Source organism: Allocellulophaga tsushimaensis (assembly GCF_055383085.1).
Window position 1 is genome coordinate 3120041 of the sequence record NZ_AP039451.1, and the last position, 24943, is coordinate 3144983.

The window sequence follows — 24943 nt, forward strand, 5'->3', positions numbered from 1 at the left end:
TAAAATAATAAATACAGTACAAATTCAATTAATACTGTTCTTCATCACTAGGGAAATCTTTACTTTTTACATCAGAAACATAGTTTCCAATAGCATTACTCATTTCTTCATATAGATTCATATATCTGCGTAAAAACCTTGGATTAAACTCTTTGGTCATACCAATTAAATCATGAGTAACCAACACTTGCCCGTCTACACCATTACCTGCACCAATACCAATTACAGGAATGCTAACGCTTTCTGCTACTTGTTTGGCTAATGCAGCAGGTATTTTTTCTAAAACGATAGCAAAACACCCAGTTTCTTCTAGCATTAAGGCATCCTTGATTAATTTTTCTGCTTCTTCTTTTTCTTTAGCACGTACGGTATAGGTACCAAATTTGTAAATAGATTGCGGTGTTAATCCTAAATGTCCCATAACAGGAATTCCTGCATTTAAAATACGACTAATAGATTCTTTTATTTCTATACCACCTTCTACTTTTACGGCATGCCCACCACTTTCTTTCATGATTCGTATTGCAGAACGGAGGGCTTCTTTAGAATCCGATTGGTAGCTGCCAAAGGGAATATCAACCACTACTAATGCTCTTTCCACTGCTCTTATAACAGAAGATGCATGGTATATCATCTGATCTAGTGTAATGGGCAAAGTCGTTTCATGGCCCGCCATAACATTACTAGCGGAATCTCCTACTAAAATAACATCTACATTAGCAGCATCAACTATTTTAGCCATAGAATAATCATAGGCAGTAAGCATAGATATTTTTTCACCGTTTTGTTTCATGTCTACAAGAGACTTTACGGTAACTCTTTTGTATTCTTTTTTTGCAACAGACATACTGTATGAAATTTAATTGGTTAAAAATAACGAAATAGTTTCACCAAAAAAGTACTGTAGCATTAAAACTTTAATAAATGTTTTTTAGTGAAACTCAATCTTTAGAAATCTTCATGACGTACTCAAAATTGTAAGTTAAAATTCATCCTACTTTTTTAACAAGGTTTTGGTTGAATACCCTCGACTCTTTTGTCGATGACTTATATCAACTTCAGGGCTTGTACTGAGGTTTATTGCTTTTTATTTATCATAATAGCTACTATTAATTACGCAACCAATTGCTATATTTTACATCTTAAATACAACTCAAAGAAATAACAAGATGACAAAGTATTTAGGTTTTTTAGCAATATGTTTATTTTTTATTACTTCATGTTCTTCTGGTATTGATGCAGCAAGTGATTCTTTATCTGAAGAACCTAGCACAGATTCTTTTGCTGAAGATTCTGAAGGTAGTTCATCTGTAGATAATGGTACTGAGGGACAAGGTAATCAAAGCCAAGAAGAAGCTGGGTTAATAACTGCTGCGGAATGGAATGATTTAGACCAATGGTCTTTCTGGACAAATCTTTTAAGAGTAGAGGATTTTAAGCAAATGCCAAATTATTGGAGTTTTTATACTGAAAACAGAGTAGCAGTAGTACTTAAAGATAGCCAAGGAAATGCGGTTAGTAATATTAGTGTAGGATTACAAAAGCAAGGTAATGTGGTATGGGAAGCTAAAACAGATAATTTTGGAAAAGCAGAACTTTTTGCCGGAACCAGACAGCAAGAAAATAATATAGATTACACCTCGTATTCCCTTTATGTAGATGGGCAATTTAGAAATGGACCAGTTATTCCTTTTTCAGAAGGTATAAATGAGATCGTATATACAGGTGTAAATGAAAAAAATAATACAATAGAGCTTTCTTTTATTGTAGATGCTACAGGATCTATGTCTGATGAATTAGAGTTTTTAAAGAAAGATCTCCTAGATGTGATCACTAAAGTAAAAGAAAATAGACCTAATACAACAATTGCAACATCATCAGTTTTTTACAGAGATGAAGGAGATGACTATGTGGTGCGTAATTCAGGTTTCACTACAGATGTTACTAGTACATTAAATTTTATTAAAGCACAAAGCGCAGATGGTGGTGGCGATTTTCCTGAAGCAGTACATACTGCATTAGATAATGCATTAACCGAATTGCAATGGTCTAATAGCACTAAAACAAAAATTGCATTTTTATTACTAGATGCACCCCCTCACCATAACAATCAAGTTATAGATAATCTTCATAATACTATTGAAAAAGCTGCAAAAATGGGAATAAAAATAATTCCGATAACCGCAAGTGGTATTGATAAAGAAACGGAATTTTTAATGCGCTTTTTTGCTGTTGCCACAAATGGCACTTATGTTTTTATTACTAATGATAGTGGTATTGGTAATGATCATTTAGAAGCAAGTGTGGGAGAATACCAAGTAGAAAAATTAAATAATTTATTGGTAAGGCTCGTTACAAAGTATTCTGAGTGATATTTTATTTTAAATTTGATAAAAAACACTACTGATGAAACATTTACTTATTCTATTTTTTATTGCATTACATGTTACAAGTTATGCGCAACATAGTGAGCAACATAATGTTCAAAAAACTATTGAAGATTTTTTTGTAGGTTTTCATCAGCAAGATTCTACTTTGATTAAGGAAACCGTTTCTCCTTCAATTATTTTACAAACTATTGCTAAAAATAAAAATGGCGAAGATGAAGTAAAGACAGATGATTTTCATGCTTTTTTAAAAGCAATTGCTAGTATCCCTGAGACAACATCATTTAAAGAAAAACTAACCCATTTTGATATTAAAATAGATGGGAAGATGGCAAATGCTTGGGTATCGTATCAATTTTATTTTAATGACGCTTTTAGTCATTGTGGTGTTAACTCTTTTCAACTCCTTAAAACTGATAAGGGTTGGAAAATTATTTATTTAATTGATACGAGGCGAAAAGAAGGCTGTGAGTAATTATTTAAGTTCTTTTATCTTAATGTTTTTAAATTCTACGCCTTGACCTTCCGCTTGTAATGCAATATAACCCTCAGTGAGTGGTTTTCCATCAATTTTATCAGCTGGGTTATGTCCTTTTACAACATCTCCTCCAATTTGAGGTTTTGTATAGCGTAACACTTCTTTTCCATTTACTTTATGAATTACAAGAGAGTCACCGTATACAATAAGATCTGCTTTAACCCATTTATCCCATTGGTATGTTTTAGAATTGGATGGAATACAATGACGTGGATCCATTTCACCTTTATAAAAAACTTCTGTAGACGGAGAACACATATTCCCAGTGGGTCTTGCTTCTCCTTCTTTTTCTTCTGCTAATAATTGGTATTCTACAGAAATAGGCCAATTTTGTTCTTTTAAAATGGTTTCAGGAGCCTGAGAATGAAACATCACACCACTATTTCTATAGGTAAAAATAGGGGCTTCACTCATCCATTGATCCGTAAAACGATACTTAAATTTTAAATGAAAAGAAGAAAATGGTTTTTCGTAAAATAAATGCCCAAAACGTTCTCCAAATCCATCGGTATACTTATCGTAATTTACTTGTATTACGCCTTTTACAACCCTAAAGGTATCCGCATAATTATCACCAACTTCATGATGGTATATTTTGGGTATCCAACCCTCAAGATTTTTACCATTAAATAATGTTTTCCAAGTATTTTTATCATCATGTATCTCTTTTAAGGAGAATGATAAAGTGGCTAAAGTGCTTATAGCAATAGTTAAAATCGTAATTCTTTTCATATTAAATTCTTAAAGTACTATTCTGCTTTAGTTTTTAGTTGCTTTAGCTACAAAAATGGCATCAGCTTTATAACGCCACGGATTTGTATAGCTTTTTTCTTTAGCCTCTTTTATAGGAGTTGTTTCGCCTGTTTGAGTATTAAACCAATAAAAAGTTTTTGTTTTCCCTTCCTCTGGTCTCGTTAGCCAGCCTAATTTTAATTGAAAATTTTCTTTTGGAATATAGTGTAGCGTAAGTCCGTCTTCATTAGCAAGTGCATAACCACTACTATTGAGCCATGGACTTGGTTTTAAATTCTTGCCTGTAAATTGCTTCCAAAAGGTATTTAAGTGCTTAAAATATTCAAATTTTGGCTTGTAACTTTCAGCAGCTTGTTCAAACGGATTGTATACCAATACATTCCAAGAAGTTCCTTGCCAATAATAAGTGGTGCCTGCACCCGCAAACAAACACATATAATTACGCCTTAAACAGGTTTCTGCATTGGTATAATCTCCTGTAAAAACCGTATAATCAGCAGTTTCATAGCCTCCATGTTCTATATTAAAAATGGGTTTACTTTTAAAAGTATTATAGGCTTCTAATGTTTTATTGTAAATATTATGACTCCAATCTTGCGAAGAGATATAATCTACCTCATCCGCATGTTTTTTACAAAAACCATAATCGTGTACTGTAACTAAACGTTTGTAGGCATCTTTTTCTCTAATACGAGTTATACGTTCAGAAATATAAGCTTCATCTGCTCTCCCATAATACAAGGCTTCTTTAGAAACATCCCATAAAACATTTGGAAATGCCTGGTATCTTTTTATCACATAATCATAATACATATTATCTGCTTTAGATTGCATATCTGGCCAAGCTACAAGCTTATTCCAAACATAAATCATAATATGCGCAAATAATTCCCTATTGTGCATTGCAAGTATAGTACGATCGTACTTTTTGAAAAAATCTATATTTAGATGTTCAAAATCTGGATTTTTGTTTGTTCCTAAGAAAGGAAAAATATCATCTGGTCCTCCAAATTCATGCTCGGGATGCATTGCTAACTTTTCATCTTTTTTCCAACTTACATCATAAGAAAAAACATTCATTACAATTTGGTTAAAACCATTTTCTTTAATAAGGTCTAGTAAATGATTGGTTTTAGGTAAGCTTTTGTCATTATGATAATCTAAGGCATACAGCCAATCACATTCAAAAGCAATGGGAGTGTAACGCTCACCAGACTCAAAATACAAATTTCTTTTATCGGTATTAGATAAGCTAAGCCCTCCTTTATGTTTTACATTGTTTACAACTGTAATTTTACCTTTTTTATAATTTAGAGAACGATGCTTACTTTTAGTTACAAAAGACCAAGTACCAGTTTCAGCAGCAGAAAACCGAATAAGCCAATGGCTTCTTTTTTTATTTTTACCATTGTAGATTAGCGGAAGTTCTAATGTTTTACCACTAACATGCGTAAAAACCACTATACTTTGATCCATAAATGGATCAAGAATAGCTTTTGCTTGTATGCTAATATCTATAACTTCCCATTGTTTAATGGTCTGTTTTAGATTGGTTTTGTACTGATATTCTTGGTATTGTGCTAAAGAAGTTTGGAAAATTAGTTGAAAAAGAAAAAAAGAGAAAAAGTATTTCATTTAATAGTCTGTATAAATGGGTTTTATAATGTATTAGCAATTTCTAAAAAAAATGAAATATAATACGTTAGAAATCGGTTTTATCCTATCATAAATGTTCTTAATTTAGTCTTGTAAGATTATGATTGTTTCGTAAACACTGTCTATAACTTTAGCTATTTTTAAAAGATCTAATTTTTCCATAGTATCTGCTTTTGTATGGTAATTTTTATTTCTCAAGAAAGCGGTATCCGTAATCATTACAGCATCATACCCCATATTCCAATAATTTAAATGATCTGATAGTTGTGTGCTTTTTATTGGGACAGGACTACTAAAAAGTACTGTTTTAATATGGTCTAACGCATTAAATTTGGTAGAAAACGCTTTTTCGAACATCCCTTTTTTATGAGGACTTATTACTGTTATAAAATCTCCTTTTGTACCATACAGATCAGACAAAGCAGGAATTGGATATTGTTGTGAGTCTTTTTTATCAGAATAATACCCAATCATCTCAAGGCTTATCATCCCAAAAACAGGAGTATGATTTTCTTTTAATGATGTAGCATGTATATAACTCCCCATTTGTTGCGTATTAAAAAAAGGAGGCTCTTCTAAAGTGTAAGCCACTAACTCTATGTGATATTTTAATGCCTTAGTGTTATTTTTTAATAACCTTGCTAGCTCTAATAAGCCTGCCACTCCACTAGCATTATCATCTGCTCCTTCTTGATCTCCACAAACATCATAATGTGCGCCAATAATAATTTTTGGATTAGTAGGATCGCCAAAAGAACAGATTACATTTTTATAAGTATTTCCCTTTACCTTAAAATTTTGGTAGTATGCTTGTTTTGTATTTTCTTGAAATACTCCTAAAATATATGCAGCTATATTATTTAAACTTTCTAGATTCTTATAATTCCTAGCCTTAGCTGTTTTGGTGATTTTTGTTAGATGTGTTTTAATTAAAGTAGTGTCTGACTGTACTTGGGCTGTGCAAAATGAACTCTTTAGTATAATAATAACAATTAAAATAGAAGTTTTTTTTATCATTTTAGATGGAATTCGTAGATATTAAATGTTCTATTTTTTAGAATTTTATTACAATATAATGAATACTTTTTCTTTACTGAAAATTTAATGATTTAAGCCTTGTTTTAACTTAAATAAATACACGTGATGTTTTTTTGATGTAGCATTATTATCAAATGGAGTCCTTTTTAGCTAAAAACATCATATTCAGTAATTTAAATGGTAAGAATTTTCTTTTGCAAAAAAATATTTTCAATTAATTTTCATTAAAAAATGATGCAAATTGCTCATATCTATCAGTTTACCTCTAATTTATGATAACACACAACAAATTTTATTTTGATTGAACCTTATATACTAATTTTAAAACGCCAAAATTTAAACATTAATGATGATCAAATTAGATAATCACTACACAATAGTGATCTTTTTTTTGTTTTTACCATTATTATTAATCAGTCAAACCACTATTAATCGTCAAATAGTAACGAGTAGTGATGATGCAGAGGAAAGCTTAGCAACTGGTGTTGTTACTGTTACTGATGCCGATTTAGAAATGATTGTTGATGGAAGCACAAGTCAAATCATTGGTTTACGCTATACTAATATTACAGTTCCTCAAGGTGCTAGTATATTAAATGCTAGTATACAATTTACAGCAAGTAATACAGAATCTGCTAATACAACGCTTTTAATTAGTGGAGAGGCAACAGATAATGCTGCTACATTTTCAGCAACCGATTTTAATGTATCTACTAGACCAAGTACCAGTGCTATTTTAGCTTGGTCTAATATAGTATCATGGAATACTATTGGCGAAAGTGGTGCAGCACAACGTACTCCAAACTTATCTCCCATTATTAAAGAACTTATTAGCCGCCCTGGTTGGTCTAATGGAAATGCAATTACTTTTTTGTTTCAAGGGAGTGGACTTAGATCTGCATTTTCTTTTGATGGGAGTGCTGCAAATGCTCCAGAACTAAGCATTACATTTGTTACGGGGACTACATATACAACCATAGCTAATGGCAATTGGAATGATAATAGTATATGGTCTACAGATCTTGGCGTAACACCATGTGGCTGTCGTCCTTCAGATGAAATAAATAACGGAGATACTGTAGTGATAAACCACGATGTTATTATGCCTGGTAGCCTCAGTCTATTAGTTGACGATGAAGGATCTTTAATTTTAGATAATGGCACCTTAGAGACATCTGATAATATCGAAATAAAACCAGGAGGAACCATAAGTACATCAAATTCCGTACTTACTAGCACTAATGGGAATTTTAAAAATGAAGGAACTTTGTTTCATTTTAATAGTTGCGTTGAACTACAGAATGGATCTTTTCAAAACGATTCTTCTAACCAAGGCATATTGGGTAATGGCTTTGTTAATATAACCAACGGAGATATTCAAAATGCTGGGTTTTGGGATGTATCTATTGTATGGTGTGCTAGTGGAAATAGTGATTTACCTGCTGGTGATGAAGACTGTTCAGGTACAAACGCAAGCTGTGGAGAGCTTCGATTACTGGCAGACGTATCGGCTACTAAAACGGTATCTTCTCCAACAATTGCTACTGGAGGATTACTTACCTATACAATTGATGTTACAAATAATGGACCAGATATTGCTTTTAATGTAGTTGTAAATGATGTTGTGCCTGCACAAATTAATTCCCCAGAATTTTCTATAGACGGAGGAACAACATGGAACCCATGGACAGGTTCTTTAAGCTATTCCATAATATCAAATGGAGTTACAGAAACCATATTAATTAGAGGTACTGTAAATGGTACTCCTAATACTACTTTCTCCAATATTGCTTCGGTATTTGCAGGTTCTAGAGACAATGCTTTTGGGAATAATGTAGCAAATGTTGCGGCTACGATAGTAGCAGGTATTATGATTACGAACCGAAGAATTACCTATAGAATAAACAATTAAAAGTTTACAGGTAAACATGTTTTAAAAATTCTTATCATTTTAAAACTTAAAAGAAAGCTTTCTTAAAATGGCTAACAAGCCATTGTTCTGCGGCCTACTTTTTGGTTATTTCTTTTTCATGGTAGCTAGGTCTCTTTCCTCAAAGTAATATCATATTGATTTTTATTTTCGTTAAAATTATTTTTTCGTAAATTATTATTTAGAATTCTCATTATTATATCAGGTCAAAAACAAAATTTACTGGTCTTAAGTTTTTGGATTAATTTTGCAATCACAATCTAAAAATGCTCACAAACATGCAATTACAGTCTACTTTACAAAAAAGCGTATTATTTCTTGTTTTACTTTTAGTGATTTCTTCATGTAAAGATGAAAAAAAAGAACCTACACCTAATAAAACTCCTAAAGAAGCATTTATTTCTAGTTTACCCTTAAAAAACCTAAAATTGCCTAAAGGCTTTAAAATTGAAACTTTTGTAGAAGGTATTGATGGAGCAAGATCTATGACAATGAGTGATGATGGGACTATTTTTGTGGGCTCTAGAGGGCAAAATAAATTATATGCCTTACAAGATTTAGACCATGATTTTAGAGCGGATAAAATAATTGAATTAGATACTACTTTAAAAGTGCCTAATGGCGTAGCATTTAAAGATGGAGCACTTTATGTGGCTGAAGTAAATAGATTATTAAAATATAGCGATATTGAAAATAAGCTAGCTAATCCTGGAACACCTGAAGTAATTTATGACGACTACCCAACGGAATTTCATCATGGTTGGAAATATATTGCTTTTGGACCAGATGGAAAATTATATATACCAGTAGGAGCACCCTGTAATATCTGTGAACGCTCTCTTGAAGATGAACGTTTTGCTACAATTACGCGGATGAATCCAGATGGTACTGGTAGAGAAATTTTTGCAAGAGGAGTTCGGAATTCAGTTGGATTTACCTGGCATCCAGAAACTAAAGAAATGTGGTTTACAGATAATGGTAGAGATATGCTAGGAGATAGTATTCCGCCTTGTGAGTTAAATAAAGTTACAGCTGTAGGGCAACATTTTGGCTATCCTTATTGGCATGGTGGTACCGTTAAAGACCCAGAATATGGACACAAATACCCTAGTACAGACTTTATTGCTCCAGAGCAAAAACTAGGAGCACATGTTGCGCCTTTGGGCGTAAAATTTTATACAGGAGATATGTTTCCTGAAAAATATAAAGGAATGGCTTTTATTGCAGAACACGGCTCTTGGAACCGTTCTTCTAAAGTTGGCTATAAAATTTCTTCAGTATCTGTAGCAAATAATAAAGCAGTTTCTTACGAGCCTTTTATAGAAGGTTGGTTAAATGAAGAAACGCAAGAGCGGTTTGGAAGACCAGTTGATATTTTACAGCTAAAAGATGGGTCTTTATTAATTTCTGATGATTTTGCAGATGCTATTTACAGAGTTTCTTACAGTAAAGAAAATTAAGTAACAGCTTTTAGAATATTTTTTTGGTCGATAGGATTCTTCCAGAATATTCCTTTAAATAGAAAACATCACCTATTTAATTTTAAACAATTGTGATATGAAAAAAGTATGCATACTATTCTTTTTATTTCTAGCCGTAGCTTTAGTAGCTTTTAAAGTTGGAGAAACGCAAACTCCAGATAGCGTAGTGCCAGATCATAACATGTTACATATTGGGATTGTAGTTCATGATATAGAAGCTACATTAGAAAATTGGGTTGCGGTACTAGGTTTAGAAAGTAAACCAAAAATAAACCTAGCAAAAGGACATCAGGATAACCCAACGCAGTATTTGGGAAAAGCATCAGATGCTAAGGCAAAATTAGCATTTATCACTTTAGAAAATATTAAAGTAGAGCTAATAGAACCAGTAGGGGAAGCAGCTAGTCATTGGAAAACTTTTTTACATGAAAAAGGAGAAGGAGTTCATCATATTGCTTTTGAAGTAGCAGGAATAGGGGAGCACTACGTAGAAGTTTTTGAGCAACAAAAAATGCCAGTACTCCAACAAGGTGGTTGGAATGGTGGTGAATATGCTTATGCTGATAGCGCCAAAGCCCTTGGCGTTTTTATAGAATTAATAGAAAATTATAAAAAAGAGTAAGGAAGCTACTTTTTCCTTTATAAAAGCTACAACATAAAAACGTTGTTTCTAGACTATTTTGATGCGTTTAACAACAAAAAGCAAATAATTTATGCGAATTATGATGGTTTTGCGTTAGTTGAATAACCTAAACCAAACCATAATCATGAAAAATAGTATCATTATATTTCTTTTCTTAAGTATTTCTACACTAGTATCAGCACAAGAAGGTTTTAAAATAGGCATTCAGGCAGGTCTGCCCCACAATGATTTTAATGCCGTAACAGGCGTTGTAGTAGGAGCAGATATAGGGTATTCTTTTGGTGTAAATGAAGTATTAGATCTGGGCGCAAGTGTTGGGATTATTCACGCTTTCCCAGAAACTTTTAAAGAAGGCACGAGCGACTTAGATTTACCAAGTTTACAATTTTCAAATGTAGCAGCTGATGTTCGTGTCTGGACTTCTAATTCTTTTTCTTTTGGAGGCAAATTAGGCTACGGTTTTAGCTTAAATGATACTGAGCAAAGTGGATTATACTACAGACCTACTATTGGCTATTTAATGAGTGCCCAAACAGAAATAAATGTATCTTACACTGCCATACAATTTGAAAATGCGAGTTGGACTACGATTACTATTGGATTACTGTATACTTTTGATTCTGGAAAAGGGCTTAGAGGGCGGTAAAAATAAAATCTATAATAAGTGTTTTTTTGATTAATTATGCTAGATATGTTATTTAAATATATTAGCTAAAAACCCAGTAATGTTTCACTGGTTTTAACTTAACTTTTTCACAAATAATTTTTACACTTAATTATCATCGAGGTACTTTTTTATGGACTTTCTTAATTTACCTATTTTTTCTTTTTGAGATTTGTTAGTTCGAAATCGTTCCCCTTTAGTTATTGCTATTTTCCAAAAATAACTTTTTAATAATTTTCGTTGTTTTTCCTCAATAATCAACGGTAATTTAATTCCTTTAATATTTCCTAAAGAGTCGTATTCAAAATTTGGTGCTATTACATCATTTATTTTATGAAAGTAATTTTCTGAAAATTTATTTTCTTGAAACTGTTCATTAAATTTTTCGGATAAATCATAATCAACCTCGTAAAGGTTTATTATTTTACTTCGCAAAGAGTCGTTTGCTATGGTTTCTAAGCCTTTTGATTTTAATGATTCATAGCCTGATTTATTTTGAACAACTAAAACATCACGAGTTATAAAATAATAAAAATTAACTAATGAATCTGTTTTTATGATATGACCGTCAATTATTTTATTAAAATATTTGAGTCCATCAAATGTTGTTTTGTAGTATTGTTCATCATAGTCCAAATCTAGGCTATCACGTTCTAATCCATTATAAATCTCATTTAAGATTTTATTTTCGGCAAGTATGTTTTTTCTGTCTTCATTCCATCTTTCTAAAATAAATGCGAAACTAATAGCGAAGAAAACTGAAAGAAATTCAAACAAATATTTTTTCCAATTCTTAATGTTTAGGTTTTTTTTAGTTTTCAATTATTTCCTTTTTGAAATATAAAATAATTATCTCTTCTCCTTCAATTCCTCACGAACTTTAAAATAAAAAGCCTCATATTTTGGATGTACATTAATTAAAATAGATTCTATAAACCCACCGTCTTTTCCTGATACTGTAAAACGATTTGGGTCGATCCCAAATTTTTGCTCAAGTATTGTAACTACTGTTATTGCTTGATTCGCCGCCTGATCTAATTCACCAGTATTCGTATATCCTTCCACTGTAATTGACATATTTGGATTATTTGCTAACACTAAAGCTACTTTTTCTAGGAAACCTACTGCAGGAGCCATACCAATACTATCGGTAGCAGTTATTGCTTCGCGAGCAGTTTGATTTAATTTTACAACAACTGCACCTTCATAAACACTAATTTCTTCGTTATTTCCTAATGCTTGTTTAAAATTTGTTAAGACTGCTAACATAATAGAATCGTTCTTACTAAATTCATCTCTAAATAATTTTAGCTTTTTCTCCTTAGCTCTAAGACTTTCTAATGTTTGTCCTATATTGTTAGATTTTTCCATAGATGAATTGGTCATTTTAGACAAATTTGTCATTAAACCATTGTTTATTTTTTGCAATTCATTGGCTTGGGTTTTATAGGCTTCCGATTCAGTTTTACTTACTTTTACATTTTTTTGAGCAGTGGCTAATTCAGTCTTTACCTCAGCTAATTCTGTTTTTAAGCTATCTATTTGGAGTAATAATTCTGCTTTTTTCTGTGCTTGGATATATGAAATACTGGCTAAAAGGAATAATGCAAGTAAAGTATGTTTCATTTTTTAATATTTTTATTTTAAACAACAAATTTAATATTTCAGTCTGGTTTGGGCTCTTTTTTATAAATTTTTAATTGGCAGTAGCAGTTCGTTTTTCAACAGTACAATATTTCCCACCTATATGCATGCAGTCTTTTAGTTTTTGCATACTTTCAAAAGGGACTGGAGTTTTTTCATACCCATAGCTTTTTTTCAAATCCCTATTAAAATCAATATCATCTACATTTACCTGAATATCACACATTTTAAATTGGCAAGGATGTTCATAACCAGCGGCATGGGTGACTTCTATAAGTTCTTTTCTAAAGGTTTTAAAGTATTGCGCAAGTCGTTCTGATTTTAAGGGAATATTAATCCCTTTTTGAGTCCATTTTTTCTGAGTGGCAATCCCAGCAGGGCAACGATTGGTATGGCATATTTGTGCTTGGATACAACCAATACTCATCATGGCTTCTCGGGCTACATTAATACAATCTACCCCCATAGCAAATGCCATTGCCGCTTTTGCGGGAAAGCCTAATTTGCCACTGCCTATAAAAACAATGCGTTCGGTTAAATTTCTATTCTGAAATACTTTATACAAACTAGAAAAACCATAGACCCATGGTAAGGATACATGATCTGCAAAACTGGGTGGCGCAGCTCCAGTACCACCTTCGCCACCATCTACGGTAATAAAATCGGGTCCTTTCCCTGTTTTTAGCATTAAATCTGCCAATTCTTCCCATTGGTCTAATTTTCCAATAGCACCTTTAATCCCTACTGGGAGTCCGGTTTTTTCTGCAATTTCTTCTATCAATTGCAGCAATTCTGGTATCGTACTAAAAGCTTTATGCGTAGCAGGGGAGAGCACATCTTTACCAACTTCTACACCGCGAATTTCTGCCAATTCTGGAGTAATTTTAGCACCTGGTAAAACTCCTCCTTTACCAGGTTTTGCGCCCTGCGATAATTTTATTTCAATGGCTTTTATACAAGGGTTTTGCGCTACTAAGGCCTGCATTTTTTCCATAGAAAAATTCCCGTCTTTAGTTCGGACACCAAAATAACCTGTACCAAAATGAAAAACAACATCTCCACCTTGCTTGTGGTAGGGAGATAAACCACCCTCTCCAGTGTTATGGTAGGCATCAGATTTTGAAACACCTTTATTTAAAGCTTCTACTGCAGCAGCAGAAAGCGATCCAAAACTCATTGCCGAAACATTAATAGCGGATGCTGGGCGAAATGGTTTTCTACGCTGATTATAAGCACCCATGACCTTTGCACAAGGTAAAAAACTTTTGTCTTCTGTATTTGGATGATTTTCATCTACTTTATAAGCCATCATCTGATTTTTAATAAAAATATGCTGATGTGCATAGATATCTCTATCCGTACCAAAACCTTCGTAGTTATTTTCTTTTTTAGCGGAAGCATAGATCCAACCACGTTCTATTCTATTAAAAGGAAGTTCTTCTCTATTATTAGCTACAAAATACTGACGCATTTCTGGACCAATACTCTCTAACCAATACCGCATATGGCCTACTATAGGAAAATTATGAGTAATGGTATGGCTTTTTTGAAAAAATACATCTCTTATCGCCACGATAGCTAAAAATAGTAAAGCCCATACCCACCATGGGAGACTTGTAAGAAAGTTAATCATTATATAAAAGTTTATGTGCTATGCTTGTTTATTTGATTGCCATAAGGCAATTTAGTTTATGAGTTTATTCGCTCCGCTAGTTTATGAGTTTATTTTATTATGTATAAATTAAGTTTTTACGTCAGTTCGAGTGCTAAATTTAAAATATTTTCTTCTTTAAATTTTGTTTATCGAGAACCTACATTAGCAAGAATGGGTTCTCGATACATTTTTTCTACATTTCATTACAAAAAAACACTCGAACTGATGACTTATCATATTAAAAGTTTATTCGCTTCGCTAGTTTATAAGTTTATAACAAAAGTGTAGGAGTTTATGGGACTAATAGTTTATGAGTTTATTCGCTTTGCTAGTTTATAAGTTTATAAAAGTTAAGAGTTTAAAGTAAGATTAAGAGTTGAAAAAAATTATTTTTACTCATTACTCATTACTCATTACTCACTTATTCAAATAATCCAAACTCATTTCTGTTAAGGTTTTTACACCTAAAAGCAAACCACTATCATCTATTTTAAAATCTGGTGTGTGGTGTGGAAAAGCTTCCGACCCTGGTGTTTTTCCCCCTAAAAAGAAATAGAAACCAGGCACTTTTTTCTGAAAATATGAGAAATCTTCTGCTCCCGTAATTGCCTTTTGTATTTGTACATTTTCTGCTCCAGCCACTCGCTGCATGGTAGGGAGCATTTGTACTACTAAATCAGGATCGTTATAGGTAATTTCAGTAGTGCTTTGAATATCAATTGTAGCTTCCCCACCATATGCTTTTGCAAGAGCAGGAACCATTTCTTCCATTCTGCGATTAATTAAATCTTGCATGTCATAATCTAGAGTTCTAATAGTACCAATAAGCTCCGCACTTTCTGGAATAATATTAAAACGTACGCCACTAGTAATTTTACCAACGGTAATTACGGCTGCTTCATTTGTTAATTCTGCTTCTCTACTAATAATGGTTTGTAGGCCATCAATAATTTTTGCACTGATTAGAATAGGATCTACACCAGCCCATGGTGCAGAACCATGTGTTTGTTTTCCTTTTACATTGATGACAAAACGTTGCGCGGCAGCCATAGTACCTCCAGACTTATAACGGATGGTGCCAACATCTGTTCCAGAATTGATATGAAGTCCAAAAATAGCATCTACTTTAGGGTTTTCTAATACATTTTCTTTAATCATTAAAGAAGCGCCACCTTCTTCTCCTGGAGGAGCTCCTTCTTCAGCAGGTTGAAATATAAATTTTACGGTTCCTTTAATCTTATCTTTATTTTTAGATAAAACTTCGGCAACACCCATTAAAATTGCAGTATGTGTGTCATGTCCACAAGCGTGCATTACCCCAGTTTTCTTCCCTAAAAACTCAGTTTTAACAGTAGATTTAAAAGGTAAATCGTTTCGTTCTGTTACGGGTAAAGCATCAATATCTGCACGTAATGCAATAACTTTCCCTGGCTTTTTTCCTTCTAAAATACCAACAACTCCAGTGATTGCAACGCCAGTTTGTACTTTAATGCCTAATGACTTTAGGTGCTTTGCTATTTTTTCGGCCGTTTTAAATTCCCGATTAGATAATTCAGGGTTTTGATGAAAATCTCTGCGCCAATCAATTACTTTATCTTCAACTTTTTTATAATCTTTTTCTAAATTTGGGCCTTGTGCTATAGCTATAAAGCCAGTTAATAGGGATAAGGATAAGAGTATTTTTTTCATCTGTATAGTGTTTATTTGCTTGCGCTATTTTAATTGTTTTGTCTTATGACAAACTAGTTTATTTAAATTTAAATATAAGAAGATCAAGTTCTAAAAAAAAGCTTCACATTTAAAACTTAATCAATCTATAATTATCATCTTGTAAATGAATTAAAGCCGTCATAGCAGAAAGTGAAACTTGAATATTAGGAGCAATATCTTCTTTAGCAATTTTGTGATAAGCGGCAGATTGCCCACATAATATAAGTTGTACATCTGCTTCTATTAATGCTTTTAATAAACCAGCGTTAGGGTTTTTAGTTCCATATTTTTTCTGGTATGCTTTATCATTTAAGATATCTTTTGTTGCTTTACTATGAAAAACTAAAGCTACTTTCATATTTTCTTTAGGAACACCACCTTGGGCGTGCATGTTTAGAAAACGTGCAGCAGTTTCTATCCAATGACTTATTTTATCATCAGATTCAGGAGTATTTACAACATCAAAAACGACTCTGTATTCTTTTGTGACATCTGCTTTAATAGCTGCATTATCTATTTTAAAAACAGGACCATACCCATTAATAATAGGGCCTTTTTCAGGGCTTTGCGCTATAGTATTTTGACTGAGCACCATCAAACTTAAAAAAAATAAAAAGTAGATTTGTCTCATATTAGATTAAGTTTATTCACTAACGCTAGTTTAATTGTTTGTCTTAAGACAAACTAGTTTGTAAGTATAAGTGAGAGTTGCTAAGTTTTAAAAAACATTTAAAATTTAATATATCAAGCTCGTTTATCATATTTTACATACAATCATACCAAATATATTCAAATTCAACAAAATCTATTCGTATTGTTCATAATTATTAAAATGATGTTTTTAGAATCAGGTCTATTATCATTAAATTCACGTTTGTTTAAATTAAAATAAAATAGCTGTTGGAGAAGTATATAAATGAATTAAATGAAGCGCAAAGAGCTCCTACGTTACATAAAGACGGTCCTTTAATTGTAATTGCTGGGGCTGGTTCTGGTAAAACTAGGGTTTTAACCTATAGAATTGCGTATTTAATGAGTCAAGGGGTAGATGCCTTTAATATTCTTTCGTTGACTTTTACCAATAAAGCGGCTCGGGAAATGAAAGGGCGTATTTCTGCTATTGTTGGTGCTTCTGAATCTAAAAACTTAATGATGGGCACTTTTCATTCTGTTTTTGCAAAGTTGTTGCGCTATGATGGAAATAAACTAGGTTTCCCCAGCAACTTTACCATATACGACACACAAGATTCGCAACGTTTGATTGCCTCCATAATTAAGGAAATGGGGCTAGATAAAGATATTTATAAATACAAACAAGTTCAAAATAGAATCTCATCCTATAAAAACAGCTTAATTACCGTAAAAGCTTATTTTAATAATCCAGATTTGGTAGAGGCGGATGCCATGTCTAAACGCCCAAGAATGGGTGATATTTATCAGAATTATGTAGATCGTTGTTTTAAAGCAGGAGCTATGGATTTTGATGATCTTTTATTGCGTACCAATGAGCTTTTGAATCGTTTTCCAGAAGTTTTAGCCAAATACCAAGATCGTTTCAGGTATATTTTAGTAGATGAGTATCAAGATACCAACCACTCGCAATATTTAATTGTAAAAGCATTATCAGACAAATTTCAAAATATATGCGTTGTTGGTGATGATGCACAGAGTATTTATTCGTTCCGAGGGGCTAACATTAGTAATATTCTTAATTTTCAGAAAGATTATGATAACGTTGTTATGTATCGCTTAGAACAGAATTACCGGTCTACTAAAAATATTGTAAATGCTGCAAATTCTATTATTGAGAAAAATAAAAATCAATTAGAAAAAGTAGTTTGGACTTCTAATGATGATGGCCCTCCCATAAAAATACACCGGAGTGCTACAGATGCAGAAGAAGGTAGGTTTGTTGCGGGTTCTATTTTTGAGAGTAGAATGCAAAACCAGATGTCTAATGGAGAATTTGCAGTGTTATACCGTACCAATTCGCAATCTAGAGCTATAGAAGATGCCTTACGGAAACGCGATATTCCGTATCGCATTTATGGAGGCTTATCATTTTACCAACGTAAAGAAATTAAAGATGTATTGTCTTATTTGCGTTTGGTGATTAATCCAAAAGATGAAGAAGCACTAAAGCGAATTATTAATTTTCCAGCCCGTGGTATAGGTCAGAGTACTATGGAAAAGCTTACCGTTGCAGCAAACCATTATGGTAGGTCTATTTTTGAGGTGATTGAAAACTTAGATAAAATCAATTTAAAAATAAACGCAGGTACTACCCGTAAATTGCAAGATTTCACCACCATGATTAAGAGTTTTCAGATCATGAACGAAACGGCTGATGCGTTTACCCTATCTGAGCATGTTGCTAAAAAAACAGGAATACTTTTGGAGTTTAAAAAAGATGGAACTCCTGAAGGTATTGCGCGTATGGATAATATTGAGGAGCTTTTAAACGGAATTAAAGATTTTGTTGAAGGCCAACAAGAAATTGCAGATGCTACAGGTAATATCAGTGAGTTTTTAGAAGATGTAGCCTTGGCAACAGATTTAGATAATGATACTGGTGATGATGATAGAGTGGCTTTAATGACCATACATTTGGCTAAAGGCTTAGAATTTCCACATGTATATATTGTAGGCATGGAAGAAGATTTGTTCCCTTCTGGGATGAGTATGAATACCCGTAGTGAACTAGAAGAAGAACGCCGGCTGTTTTATGTTGCATTAACAAGAGCAGAAAAGCAAGCGTATTTAACCTATACACAAAACAGGTATCGTTGGGGGAAATTAATAGATGCTGAACCCAGTAGGTTTTTAGAAGAAATAGATGAAAAATACATAGAGAACTTAACGCCAGTTACAAGTAATTACCGTTATAAATCTCTACTAGATAATGATATATGGGGAGAAGTAGATAAGAGTAAATTAAGACAAGTAAAACCTACCAATAGTACCCCTCCAAATAGTATTAAACCCAATGAAAATCAGCTGCGCAAACTTCGTAAGCTAAAACCAGAATTAGCAAAACCTGTTGGGAATACAAATACAGTAGATCCTAATTTAGCTGCTGGAGCTATGGTAAACCATACCCGGTTTGGTCATGGAAAAGTATTAAAAATAGAAGGTGTTGGAAATGATAAAAAAGCAGAAATAAAATTTCAGAATGGTGATGTAAAGAAGTTGCTTTTGCGTTTTGCGAAGCTAGAGGTAATTGGTTGAGTTTGTATTCAAAATCTAAAAAATGAATTTTTCTAAAGTTAATTATAGGTTTGTTTTTTATGGATTTTTGTTTTGTTATTTTGTATTTATTTTAACATCAAATATTCTTAGCTTGAAAAAGCTTTATGATGCGATGTGTTTTTTAGAAAGTTATAGTTTTGCTTCTGTTTATAGAACACTTAAAATATCAAATTCTTTCATAACAATATTACTATTAATGCCATTACTTATAGGTCTTTTTGTACCTAACAAAATGGGTTGGATTTTAGTTTCTTCGTATTTCTATTTTTTACTATTAAATCTTTTTATTTTTTTTCTGGAATCAGAAATTCCTTTAGAACCTATAGAATGGTTATATTACTTATTTCTACTTATTCCTTTTTTCCTTTTGTTCCTAATGAATAAAGTAAAAGATGTGAAGTCTTATCATAAATTAGGATCAACCAGTCTTAATACTCTAAATTTGATAGCGGCAATTATTGGTTTTGGATTGGTAATGATACTTATTATTTCAAGGGCTTATTAGTATTTTAATGAAGTTTTATTATATTGTAATACTTTTTTTTAAAAGCTAAGCCAGTGTTAACCAACATATATGAACATCCATTATTATCTGCTGATGAGGTAAAAAGTATTTTGAATGCGCATGAAAAAGTGCACTATGCAAAAGGCGATTATCTGATAAAAGAAGGGCAGATTGCAAATGAATACCTTATCTTAGAATGTGGGGTAATGCGCTCTTATGTTCATGATTATAACGGTGAGGCTATAAGCACTAATTTTTTTACTGAAGATGAAATTGTAATAGAAGTTTCTTCATTGTTTCAAAGAATCCCTACTTCAGAAAATATAGAAGCTATAACAGATTGTGTTGCTTGGAAATTGGATTTTGATACGTTTCAAGAACTGTTTCATACGATACCAGGTTTTTCCGAATGGGGACGTGCTTGGATGGCAAACAGTTTGTTTGAATTTAAACAGCGCTCGGTTTCTATAATTACGGAAGATGCTACTACTCGTTATTTAAAATTAATCAAAGAAAAACCAACAGTTATAAAGCATGCTCCACTAAAATATATAGCGACTTATTTGGGTATTACAGCTACTTCTTTAAGTAGAATACGAAAAGAGGCCATAAAATTATAAAAGATGTTTTCTTGCCCTATGGCAAGTTTTGTCTAAGTATAATCTATTAATTTTGGAAAAGTAACAAACCAATATACAACTTTATATGAAAAATATATTTAACCAAACTGACACTGAGGAAGTTATCCAGCGTATTGAAAAATTAAAGCCTACAACCACACCACTTTGGGGGAAAATGAATGTAGCACAAATGTTAGCGCATTGTAATGTTGCTTATGAAATGGCTTATGAAGATAAACATCCTAAACCAAATGGCTTTACAAAGTTGATGCTAAAACTATTTGTTAAAAATAGTGTTGTTGGTCCAAAGCCATACAAAAAGAACAGTCGTACCGCTCCCGAATTTCTAATTGCTACTGAGAAAGATTTTGATACGGAGAAGAAACGCCTTATTGCGTATCTACATAAAACACAAGAGCTTGGAAAAGACCATTTTGATAACAGAGAATCACATTCTTTTGGAAAATTATCGGCTTCTGAATGGAATACCCTATTCTATAAGCATCTTGATCATCATTTAACACAGTTTAATAGCTAATCTTAAAAAACAAAGTCATGAAAATTGTAAAAAGAGTTGTATTAATTCTAATAATTCTAATACTTATTCCTTTAGTCCTAGCTGCATTTACGAAAAAGGATTACACAGTAGAGAAAGAAATTATGATTCAAAAACCTAAACAAGAAGTTTTTGACTATTTAAGACATTTAAAAAATCAGGATCATTATAGTACTTGGGCGGCTATGGATCCTAATATGGAAAAAACCTATAAAGGTGTAGATGGTACTGTAGGATTTGTTTCTGCTTGGAAAAGCGATAATAAAGATGTAGGAGTAGGGGAACAAGAGATTATAGCAATAAAAGATGGAGAGCGCATGGAAACAGAACTCCGTTTTTTTGAACCTTTTGAAGCTACTGATAAAGCTTATGTAACAACAGAAGAAGTCTCTGCTAATGAAACCAAAGTTAAATGGGGCTTTGAAGGTCATATGGATTACCCTATGAATTTAATGCTTTTAGTTATGGATATTGAAGGAATGATAGGGAATGATTTTTCTACTGGCTTAACAAATTTAAAAGAAGAATTAGAGAAATAATTGCAATTCCGTTAATTTATTATGGGAAATGATAAAATTTTGACGCTACATCCCGAAGGTAAAAAAGGAGTTAATATAGCGCTTTCTAAGTATACTGTTATTAAAGATTTTATACTTAAAACCCTTAAGGAACACAAAGAAATTACATACCAAGATCTAAATACATTAGCCGTTAAAAAACTTAAAAGTTCTTTTGATGGTAAAGTGGGGTGGTATGTAGTAACAGTTAAATTAGATTTAGAAGCACATCAAATTATAGAGCGAATCCCTAAAACAAGTCCACATAAAATAAGAACCAAAAATTAATTTCGGAAAAAATGAAAAATGTATGCTACGTATTATTCTTTTTAATTATTTCTTGTCATCAAAAAACAACTCAAATAACTGAAGAAACTAATGCTGAACTTGTTGTTTTGGTAAAAGATTATTTTAACCATTTTAACAATCATGAATGGTCTAAAATGGCTAATATGTATACGGAAACTGCTGATTTTAAAGACCCCAGCTTAGGAGAAGGAATTGTTAAACAGACACGACAACAAATTGTAGAGAAGTATACGGAACTTAATGCTATTTTTCCAGATATTAAGGATGAAGTTATTGCTACCTACCCTTCTGGTAAAAACCATATTGTAGTTGAATTTATCTCAAGAGGTACTGCTCCTGATGGTTCTACGTTTAAATTGCCAATCTGCACTATTTTCACCATTGAAGACGGCTTAATTACTAAAGATTATAGCTATTTTGATGATTTTGAAATGGAGTAAATTTTAAAATTCTAGTGTCTAATTTTATTTGGTTTACCTATGGCAGATTCGCTCGGAGTGCCTTTGTATATTACTATTGTTTTTTGTGTAACAACACTTGCAACATTATTTCTATTTTGGAAAGCTACTAATTATGCTAATAAGGTATTAGTGGTATTAATTCTATGGCTTTTAGTACAGGGAATACTAAGTTATTCTGGTTTTTACCTTGATGTTTATGATAAGCCCATAAAATTTGCTATTGCATTGCCTTTTACTTTGGTAGTTATAATTAGTCTTTTTAGTTTTAAAAAAGGGAAAGTATGGATACTTAGTCTAGATCATAAATTTTTAATATTGCTCCACATTGTTAGAGTTCCTGTAGAAATTATATTGTATTGGCTTTTTCTTTGGAAGGCCGTTCCAGAATTAATGACGTTCTCTGGTCGTAATTTTGATATCCTTGCTGGACTTACAGCACCAATAGTCTATTGTGCTTTTGTAAAAAAGAAGCTAAATAATGTATGGATTCTTTGTTGGAATATTATTTGCTTGGGTTTGTTATTTTTTATCATTTTAAATGCAATACTTTCTGCGCCTTTACCAATCCAGCAATTCGCATTTCAACAGCCTAATGTGGCTATATTTTATTTTCCTTTTATATGGCTTCCCACTTTTATAGTACCTATTGCTCTTTTTGCTCATTTTTGTGTGATCTATAAAATTTTAAAAAAAAAGGAATAATTGCATATTTACATGAGTTAGTTGTTATTTAAAGCGTATAAATTACACTATCTTAGTAGTAAATATGATATTCATTTGGCAGATTTTATTAAAATATATCCAGAAAACCCTAATCCTAAAGAAATAAAGAAAGTAGTAGATGTACTGCAGAAAGGAGGTTTAGTTATTTATCCTACTGATACAGTTTATGGTTTGGGTTGTGATATTAGAAATACTAAAGCTCTTGAAAAAATAGCGAGAATAAAGGGTATAAAATTAGATAAGGCTAAATGGTCTTTTATTTGTGCAGATTTAAGCAATCTATCTGATTATACCAGACAAATTTCAACACCAAACTTTAAGATTTTAAAGCGAGCGTTGCCTGGAGCTTATACGTTTATTTTATCAGGTAATAATAATTTACCCAAAGCATTTAAGAAGAAAAAAACCGTAGGAATTCGTGTTCCGGATAATAGTATCGCAAAGGCTTTAGTAGAAGAACTGGGAAACCCTATTGTTTCTACCTCTATACATGATGAAGATGAGGTTATTGAGTATACAACTGATCCTGAACTGATTTATGAAAAATGGCAAAACCTAGTAGATATTGTTATTGATGGTGGTTATGGTGATAATATAGCTTCTACAGTAATAGATCTTTCGGAAGGAGAACCTGTTGTAATTAGAGAAGGAAAAGGAAGTGTAGCTATTTTATAATACAACCAAACCACAAAAAAGAATATAGTTTTATTAACATGAAAAAAAAGATTTTGATTTTTTTAAGCGTTTTAGTGCTGATACTAATTTCTTTAGGGTTTTATGGATTACACCATGTGGCTCCATATGCAATTGTTAAATTGGGAAAATGGAATATGGATATACAACCAGATACAAATTTAGTGAATAGTGAAGCAGTAACTATAGTTACAACTGATAGTATAAAATTAGCATCATATTATATAACACCAAAAAATACTGTTGTAAAAAGTGTAATTATTATAGCACATGGTATAGGGAACTGTAAAGAAAGTTTTATACCTATGGCAACAAATTTATCTAAAAGCGGAATAGCTACGCTTATTTTTGACAGTAGAGCTCATGGTAAAAGTGGTGGGGAGTATTGTACTTATGGGTATTATGAGAAAAATGATATTAAGCGTATTGTAGATTTTATTAAAACCAAAAATAGTAATATCCCTATAGGAATTTTTAGAGTATCTTTAGGTGGTGCTGTTGCTATACAAGCTTTGGAATTAGACACAAGAATACAATTTGGTATTATAGAAAGTACGTTTACTGATTTAAATCAGATTGTTTTTGATTATAAAAAAGCATTAATGAAAGGCGTAGGAATTCGTTTCATGTCTAACTACGCGCTCAGTAGAGCAGCTAAAATTGCAAATTTTAACCCATCTAAAGTAAAACCGATCCAATCTGTTATGCATATAGAACAACCCATTTTTATGGCACACGGTACTGCTGATGAAAGGATCTCATTTAATTATGGAGAACAATTGTTTAAGAATTTAAAAACTAAAAATAAAATATGGTACCCAGTTCAAGATGCTGGCCATAACAATGTAGGAGCAGTAGGCGGTAAAGCATATTATGATGCGATTGTAAAATTTATCTTAAACAATAGCAAAATATAAAGTTCTTCAGTTATAGCATACCTAATTATTGCATACATGCATCGCTAATAATACAACAAATAGTATGCTTGATACTATAAAAGAAGTAAGCGGTAAAATAAAGTATATTATTTTTTTCATAACAATTTTTTAGCAATCAATTTATATTGAGCTACAAAGTAACGGCATAAAAAGAGTTATAGAATCCTAAAAATAGCTTAGACTGAAAATAAGCTTTTAAAAATGAAAAAATACTTTTATAACTATTAAATAATA

At 32.1% G+C, this 24943-nt stretch carries 25 protein-coding genes; 16 read left to right on the forward strand and 9 right to left on the reverse strand.

Annotated elements, in window-relative coordinates; genetic code table 11:
• Nucleotides 1-28: 28 nt before the first annotated feature.
• Nucleotides 29-847: a 3-methyl-2-oxobutanoate hydroxymethyltransferase gene (gene panB / locus ACZ451_RS13600; protein WP_464213295.1), complete on the reverse strand. Its 819-nt coding sequence runs from the start codon at nucleotides 845-847 to the stop codon at nucleotides 29-31.
• A gap of 322 nt (nucleotides 848-1169) precedes the next feature.
• Here panB and ACZ451_RS13605 point away from each other — a divergent pair, with 322 nt between their 5' ends.
• Together ACZ451_RS13605 and ACZ451_RS13610 are read left to right on the forward strand one after the other, a co-directional pair.
• Complete coding sequence (locus ACZ451_RS13605) at nucleotides 1170-2372, forward strand: vWA domain-containing protein (RefSeq protein WP_464213297.1); 1203 nt, start codon at nucleotides 1170-1172, stop codon at nucleotides 2370-2372.
• 34 nt (nucleotides 2373-2406) lie between these two features.
• On the forward strand, nucleotides 2407-2862 hold the full coding sequence (locus tag ACZ451_RS13610) for a nuclear transport factor 2 family protein (RefSeq protein WP_464213299.1): 456 nt from the start codon (nucleotides 2407-2409) through the stop codon (nucleotides 2860-2862).
• Here the strand turns inward: ACZ451_RS13610 and ACZ451_RS13615 are convergent, their stop codons facing one another.
• The 3 genes from ACZ451_RS13615 to ACZ451_RS13625 all read right to left on the reverse strand — a co-directional run bounded on the left by ACZ451_RS13615 (nucleotide 2863) and on the right by ACZ451_RS13625 (nucleotide 6351).
• A complete protein-coding gene (locus tag ACZ451_RS13615; protein ID WP_464213301.1) occupies nucleotides 2863-3657 on the reverse strand; it encodes a 3-keto-disaccharide hydrolase in 795 nt (264 codons plus the stop codon).
• A 27-nt stretch (nucleotides 3658-3684) separates the two neighbouring features.
• Nucleotides 3685-5313 (reverse strand): apiosidase-like domain-containing protein, encoded by a 1629-nt coding sequence (locus ACZ451_RS13620; RefSeq protein ID WP_464213303.1) that lies wholly within the window; start codon nucleotides 5311-5313, stop codon nucleotides 3685-3687.
• 105 nt (nucleotides 5314-5418) lie between these two features.
• The gene (locus ACZ451_RS13625) at nucleotides 5419-6351 is read right to left on the reverse strand and encodes a M28 family peptidase (RefSeq protein WP_464213305.1); all 933 of its coding nucleotides are present in this window, start codon (nucleotides 6349-6351) and stop codon (nucleotides 5419-5421) included.
• A gap of 367 nt (nucleotides 6352-6718) precedes the next feature.
• Between ACZ451_RS13625 and ACZ451_RS13630 the strand changes: the two genes are divergently transcribed.
• The 4 genes from ACZ451_RS13630 (at nucleotide 6719) to ACZ451_RS13645 (ending at nucleotide 11072) form a co-directional block, all read left to right on the forward strand.
• On the forward strand, nucleotides 6719-8284 hold the full coding sequence (locus ACZ451_RS13630) for a DUF11 domain-containing protein (RefSeq protein ID WP_464213307.1): 1566 nt from the start codon (nucleotides 6719-6721) through the stop codon (nucleotides 8282-8284).
• Between the two features lie 284 nt (nucleotides 8285-8568).
• Entirely contained in the window at nucleotides 8569-9762 is a 1194-nt protein-coding gene (locus ACZ451_RS13635; RefSeq protein WP_464213309.1) for a PQQ-dependent sugar dehydrogenase, read from the forward strand.
• 97 nt (nucleotides 9763-9859) lie between these two features.
• Entirely contained in the window at nucleotides 9860-10405 is a 546-nt protein-coding gene (locus tag ACZ451_RS13640; RefSeq protein ID WP_464213311.1) for a VOC family protein, read from the forward strand.
• A gap of 145 nt (nucleotides 10406-10550) precedes the next feature.
• Nucleotides 10551-11072 (forward strand): outer membrane beta-barrel protein, encoded by a 522-nt coding sequence (locus tag ACZ451_RS13645; protein ID WP_464213313.1) that lies wholly within the window; start codon nucleotides 10551-10553, stop codon nucleotides 11070-11072.
• A gap of 126 nt (nucleotides 11073-11198) precedes the next feature.
• On the opposite strand, the gene ACZ451_RS13650 is transcribed toward ACZ451_RS13645, so the two are convergent.
• The 5 genes from ACZ451_RS13650 to ACZ451_RS13670 form a co-directional block, all read right to left on the reverse strand.
• A complete protein-coding gene (locus ACZ451_RS13650; RefSeq protein WP_464213315.1) occupies nucleotides 11199-11912 on the reverse strand; it encodes a hypothetical protein in 714 nt (237 codons plus the stop codon).
• A gap of 27 nt (nucleotides 11913-11939) precedes the next feature.
• Nucleotides 11940-12716, reverse strand: coding sequence for a hypothetical protein (locus tag ACZ451_RS13655; protein ID WP_464213317.1), 777 nt, complete (start codon nucleotides 12714-12716; stop codon nucleotides 11940-11942).
• A gap of 70 nt (nucleotides 12717-12786) precedes the next feature.
• Entirely contained in the window at nucleotides 12787-14367 is a 1581-nt protein-coding gene (locus tag ACZ451_RS13660) for an FMN-binding glutamate synthase family protein (RefSeq protein ID WP_464213318.1), read from the reverse strand.
• Between the two features lie 438 nt (nucleotides 14368-14805).
• Nucleotides 14806-16077, reverse strand: a complete 1272-nt coding sequence (locus ACZ451_RS13665) for an amidohydrolase (RefSeq protein WP_464213320.1) — start codon at nucleotides 16075-16077, stop codon at nucleotides 14806-14808.
• A 109-nt stretch (nucleotides 16078-16186) separates the two neighbouring features.
• Complete coding sequence (locus ACZ451_RS13670; protein ID WP_464213322.1) at nucleotides 16187-16729, reverse strand: DsrE family protein; 543 nt, start codon at nucleotides 16727-16729, stop codon at nucleotides 16187-16189.
• Between the two features lie 269 nt (nucleotides 16730-16998).
• On the opposite strand from ACZ451_RS13670, the gene ACZ451_RS13675 reads away from it, so the two are divergent.
• The 10 genes from ACZ451_RS13675 to ACZ451_RS13720 all read left to right on the forward strand — a co-directional run bounded on the left by ACZ451_RS13675 (nucleotide 16999) and on the right by ACZ451_RS13720 (nucleotide 24688).
• Nucleotides 16999-19326: an ATP-dependent helicase gene (locus ACZ451_RS13675; protein ID WP_464213324.1), complete on the forward strand. Its 2328-nt coding sequence runs from the start codon at nucleotides 16999-17001 to the stop codon at nucleotides 19324-19326.
• Between the two features lie 112 nt (nucleotides 19327-19438).
• Nucleotides 19439-19852 (forward strand): hypothetical protein, encoded by a 414-nt coding sequence (locus ACZ451_RS13680; RefSeq protein ID WP_464213326.1) that lies wholly within the window; start codon nucleotides 19439-19441, stop codon nucleotides 19850-19852.
• 53 nt (nucleotides 19853-19905) lie between these two features.
• Complete coding sequence (locus ACZ451_RS13685) at nucleotides 19906-20472, forward strand: Crp/Fnr family transcriptional regulator (protein WP_464213327.1); 567 nt, start codon at nucleotides 19906-19908, stop codon at nucleotides 20470-20472.
• Nucleotides 20473-20557: 85 nt separating this feature from the next.
• Entirely contained in the window at nucleotides 20558-21010 is a 453-nt protein-coding gene (locus ACZ451_RS13690) for a DUF1569 domain-containing protein (protein ID WP_464213328.1), read from the forward strand.
• A gap of 17 nt (nucleotides 21011-21027) precedes the next feature.
• Complete coding sequence (locus ACZ451_RS13695) at nucleotides 21028-21567, forward strand: SRPBCC family protein (protein ID WP_464213329.1); 540 nt, start codon at nucleotides 21028-21030, stop codon at nucleotides 21565-21567.
• A 21-nt stretch (nucleotides 21568-21588) separates the two neighbouring features.
• Nucleotides 21589-21873 (forward strand): DUF6958 family protein, encoded by a 285-nt coding sequence (locus ACZ451_RS13700; protein ID WP_464213330.1) that lies wholly within the window; start codon nucleotides 21589-21591, stop codon nucleotides 21871-21873.
• Nucleotides 21874-21884: 11 nt separating this feature from the next.
• Nucleotides 21885-22334, forward strand: coding sequence for a nuclear transport factor 2 family protein (locus ACZ451_RS13705; protein WP_464213331.1), 450 nt, complete (start codon nucleotides 21885-21887; stop codon nucleotides 22332-22334).
• Nucleotides 22335-22373: 39 nt separating this feature from the next.
• Complete coding sequence (locus tag ACZ451_RS13710; RefSeq protein ID WP_464213332.1) at nucleotides 22374-23057, forward strand: hypothetical protein; 684 nt, start codon at nucleotides 22374-22376, stop codon at nucleotides 23055-23057.
• 75 nt (nucleotides 23058-23132) lie between these two features.
• On the forward strand, nucleotides 23133-23753 hold the full coding sequence (locus tag ACZ451_RS13715; protein WP_464213333.1) for an L-threonylcarbamoyladenylate synthase: 621 nt from the start codon (nucleotides 23133-23135) through the stop codon (nucleotides 23751-23753).
• Nucleotides 23754-23791: 38 nt separating this feature from the next.
• Nucleotides 23792-24688: an alpha/beta hydrolase gene (locus ACZ451_RS13720; protein WP_464213334.1), complete on the forward strand. Its 897-nt coding sequence runs from the start codon at nucleotides 23792-23794 to the stop codon at nucleotides 24686-24688.
• The last annotated feature ends 255 nt before the right edge of the window (nucleotides 24689-24943 follow it).

Coding starts and splice junctions, on each gene's coding strand:
- panB (WP_464213295.1), bottom strand. CDS start 847: ATGTCTGTTGCAAAAAAAGAATACAAAAGAGTTACCGTAAAGTCTCTT.
- ACZ451_RS13605 (WP_464213297.1), top strand. CDS start 1,170: ATGACAAAGTATTTAGGTTTTTTAGCAATATGTTTATTTTTTATTACT.
- ACZ451_RS13610 (WP_464213299.1), top strand. CDS start 2,407: ATGAAACATTTACTTATTCTATTTTTTATTGCATTACATGTTACAAGT.
- ACZ451_RS13615 (WP_464213301.1), bottom strand. CDS start 3,657: ATGAAAAGAATTACGATTTTAACTATTGCTATAAGCACTTTAGCCACT.
- ACZ451_RS13620 (WP_464213303.1), bottom strand. CDS start 5,313: ATGAAATACTTTTTCTCTTTTTTTCTTTTTCAACTAATTTTCCAAACT.
- ACZ451_RS13625 (WP_464213305.1), bottom strand. CDS start 6,351: ATGATAAAAAAAACTTCTATTTTAATTGTTATTATTATACTAAAGAGT.
- ACZ451_RS13630 (WP_464213307.1), top strand. CDS start 6,719: ATGATGATCAAATTAGATAATCACTACACAATAGTGATCTTTTTTTTG.
- ACZ451_RS13635 (WP_464213309.1), top strand. CDS start 8,569: ATGCTCACAAACATGCAATTACAGTCTACTTTACAAAAAAGCGTATTA.
- ACZ451_RS13640 (WP_464213311.1), top strand. CDS start 9,860: ATGAAAAAAGTATGCATACTATTCTTTTTATTTCTAGCCGTAGCTTTA.
- ACZ451_RS13645 (WP_464213313.1), top strand. CDS start 10,551: ATGAAAAATAGTATCATTATATTTCTTTTCTTAAGTATTTCTACACTA.
- ACZ451_RS13655 (WP_464213317.1), bottom strand. CDS start 12,716: ATGAAACATACTTTACTTGCATTATTCCTTTTAGCCAGTATTTCATAT.
- ACZ451_RS13660 (WP_464213318.1), bottom strand. CDS start 14,367: ATGATTAACTTTCTTACAAGTCTCCCATGGTGGGTATGGGCTTTACTA.
- ACZ451_RS13665 (WP_464213320.1), bottom strand. CDS start 16,077: ATGAAAAAAATACTCTTATCCTTATCCCTATTAACTGGCTTTATAGCT.
- ACZ451_RS13670 (WP_464213322.1), bottom strand. CDS start 16,729: ATGAGACAAATCTACTTTTTATTTTTTTTAAGTTTGATGGTGCTCAGT.
- ACZ451_RS13690 (WP_464213328.1), top strand. CDS start 20,558: ATGAAAAATATATTTAACCAAACTGACACTGAGGAAGTTATCCAGCGT.
- ACZ451_RS13695 (WP_464213329.1), top strand. CDS start 21,028: ATGAAAATTGTAAAAAGAGTTGTATTAATTCTAATAATTCTAATACTT.
- ACZ451_RS13700 (WP_464213330.1), top strand. CDS start 21,589: ATGGGAAATGATAAAATTTTGACGCTACATCCCGAAGGTAAAAAAGGA.
- ACZ451_RS13705 (WP_464213331.1), top strand. CDS start 21,885: ATGAAAAATGTATGCTACGTATTATTCTTTTTAATTATTTCTTGTCAT.
- ACZ451_RS13710 (WP_464213332.1), top strand. CDS start 22,374: ATGGCAGATTCGCTCGGAGTGCCTTTGTATATTACTATTGTTTTTTGT.
- ACZ451_RS13720 (WP_464213334.1), top strand. CDS start 23,792: ATGAAAAAAAAGATTTTGATTTTTTTAAGCGTTTTAGTGCTGATACTA.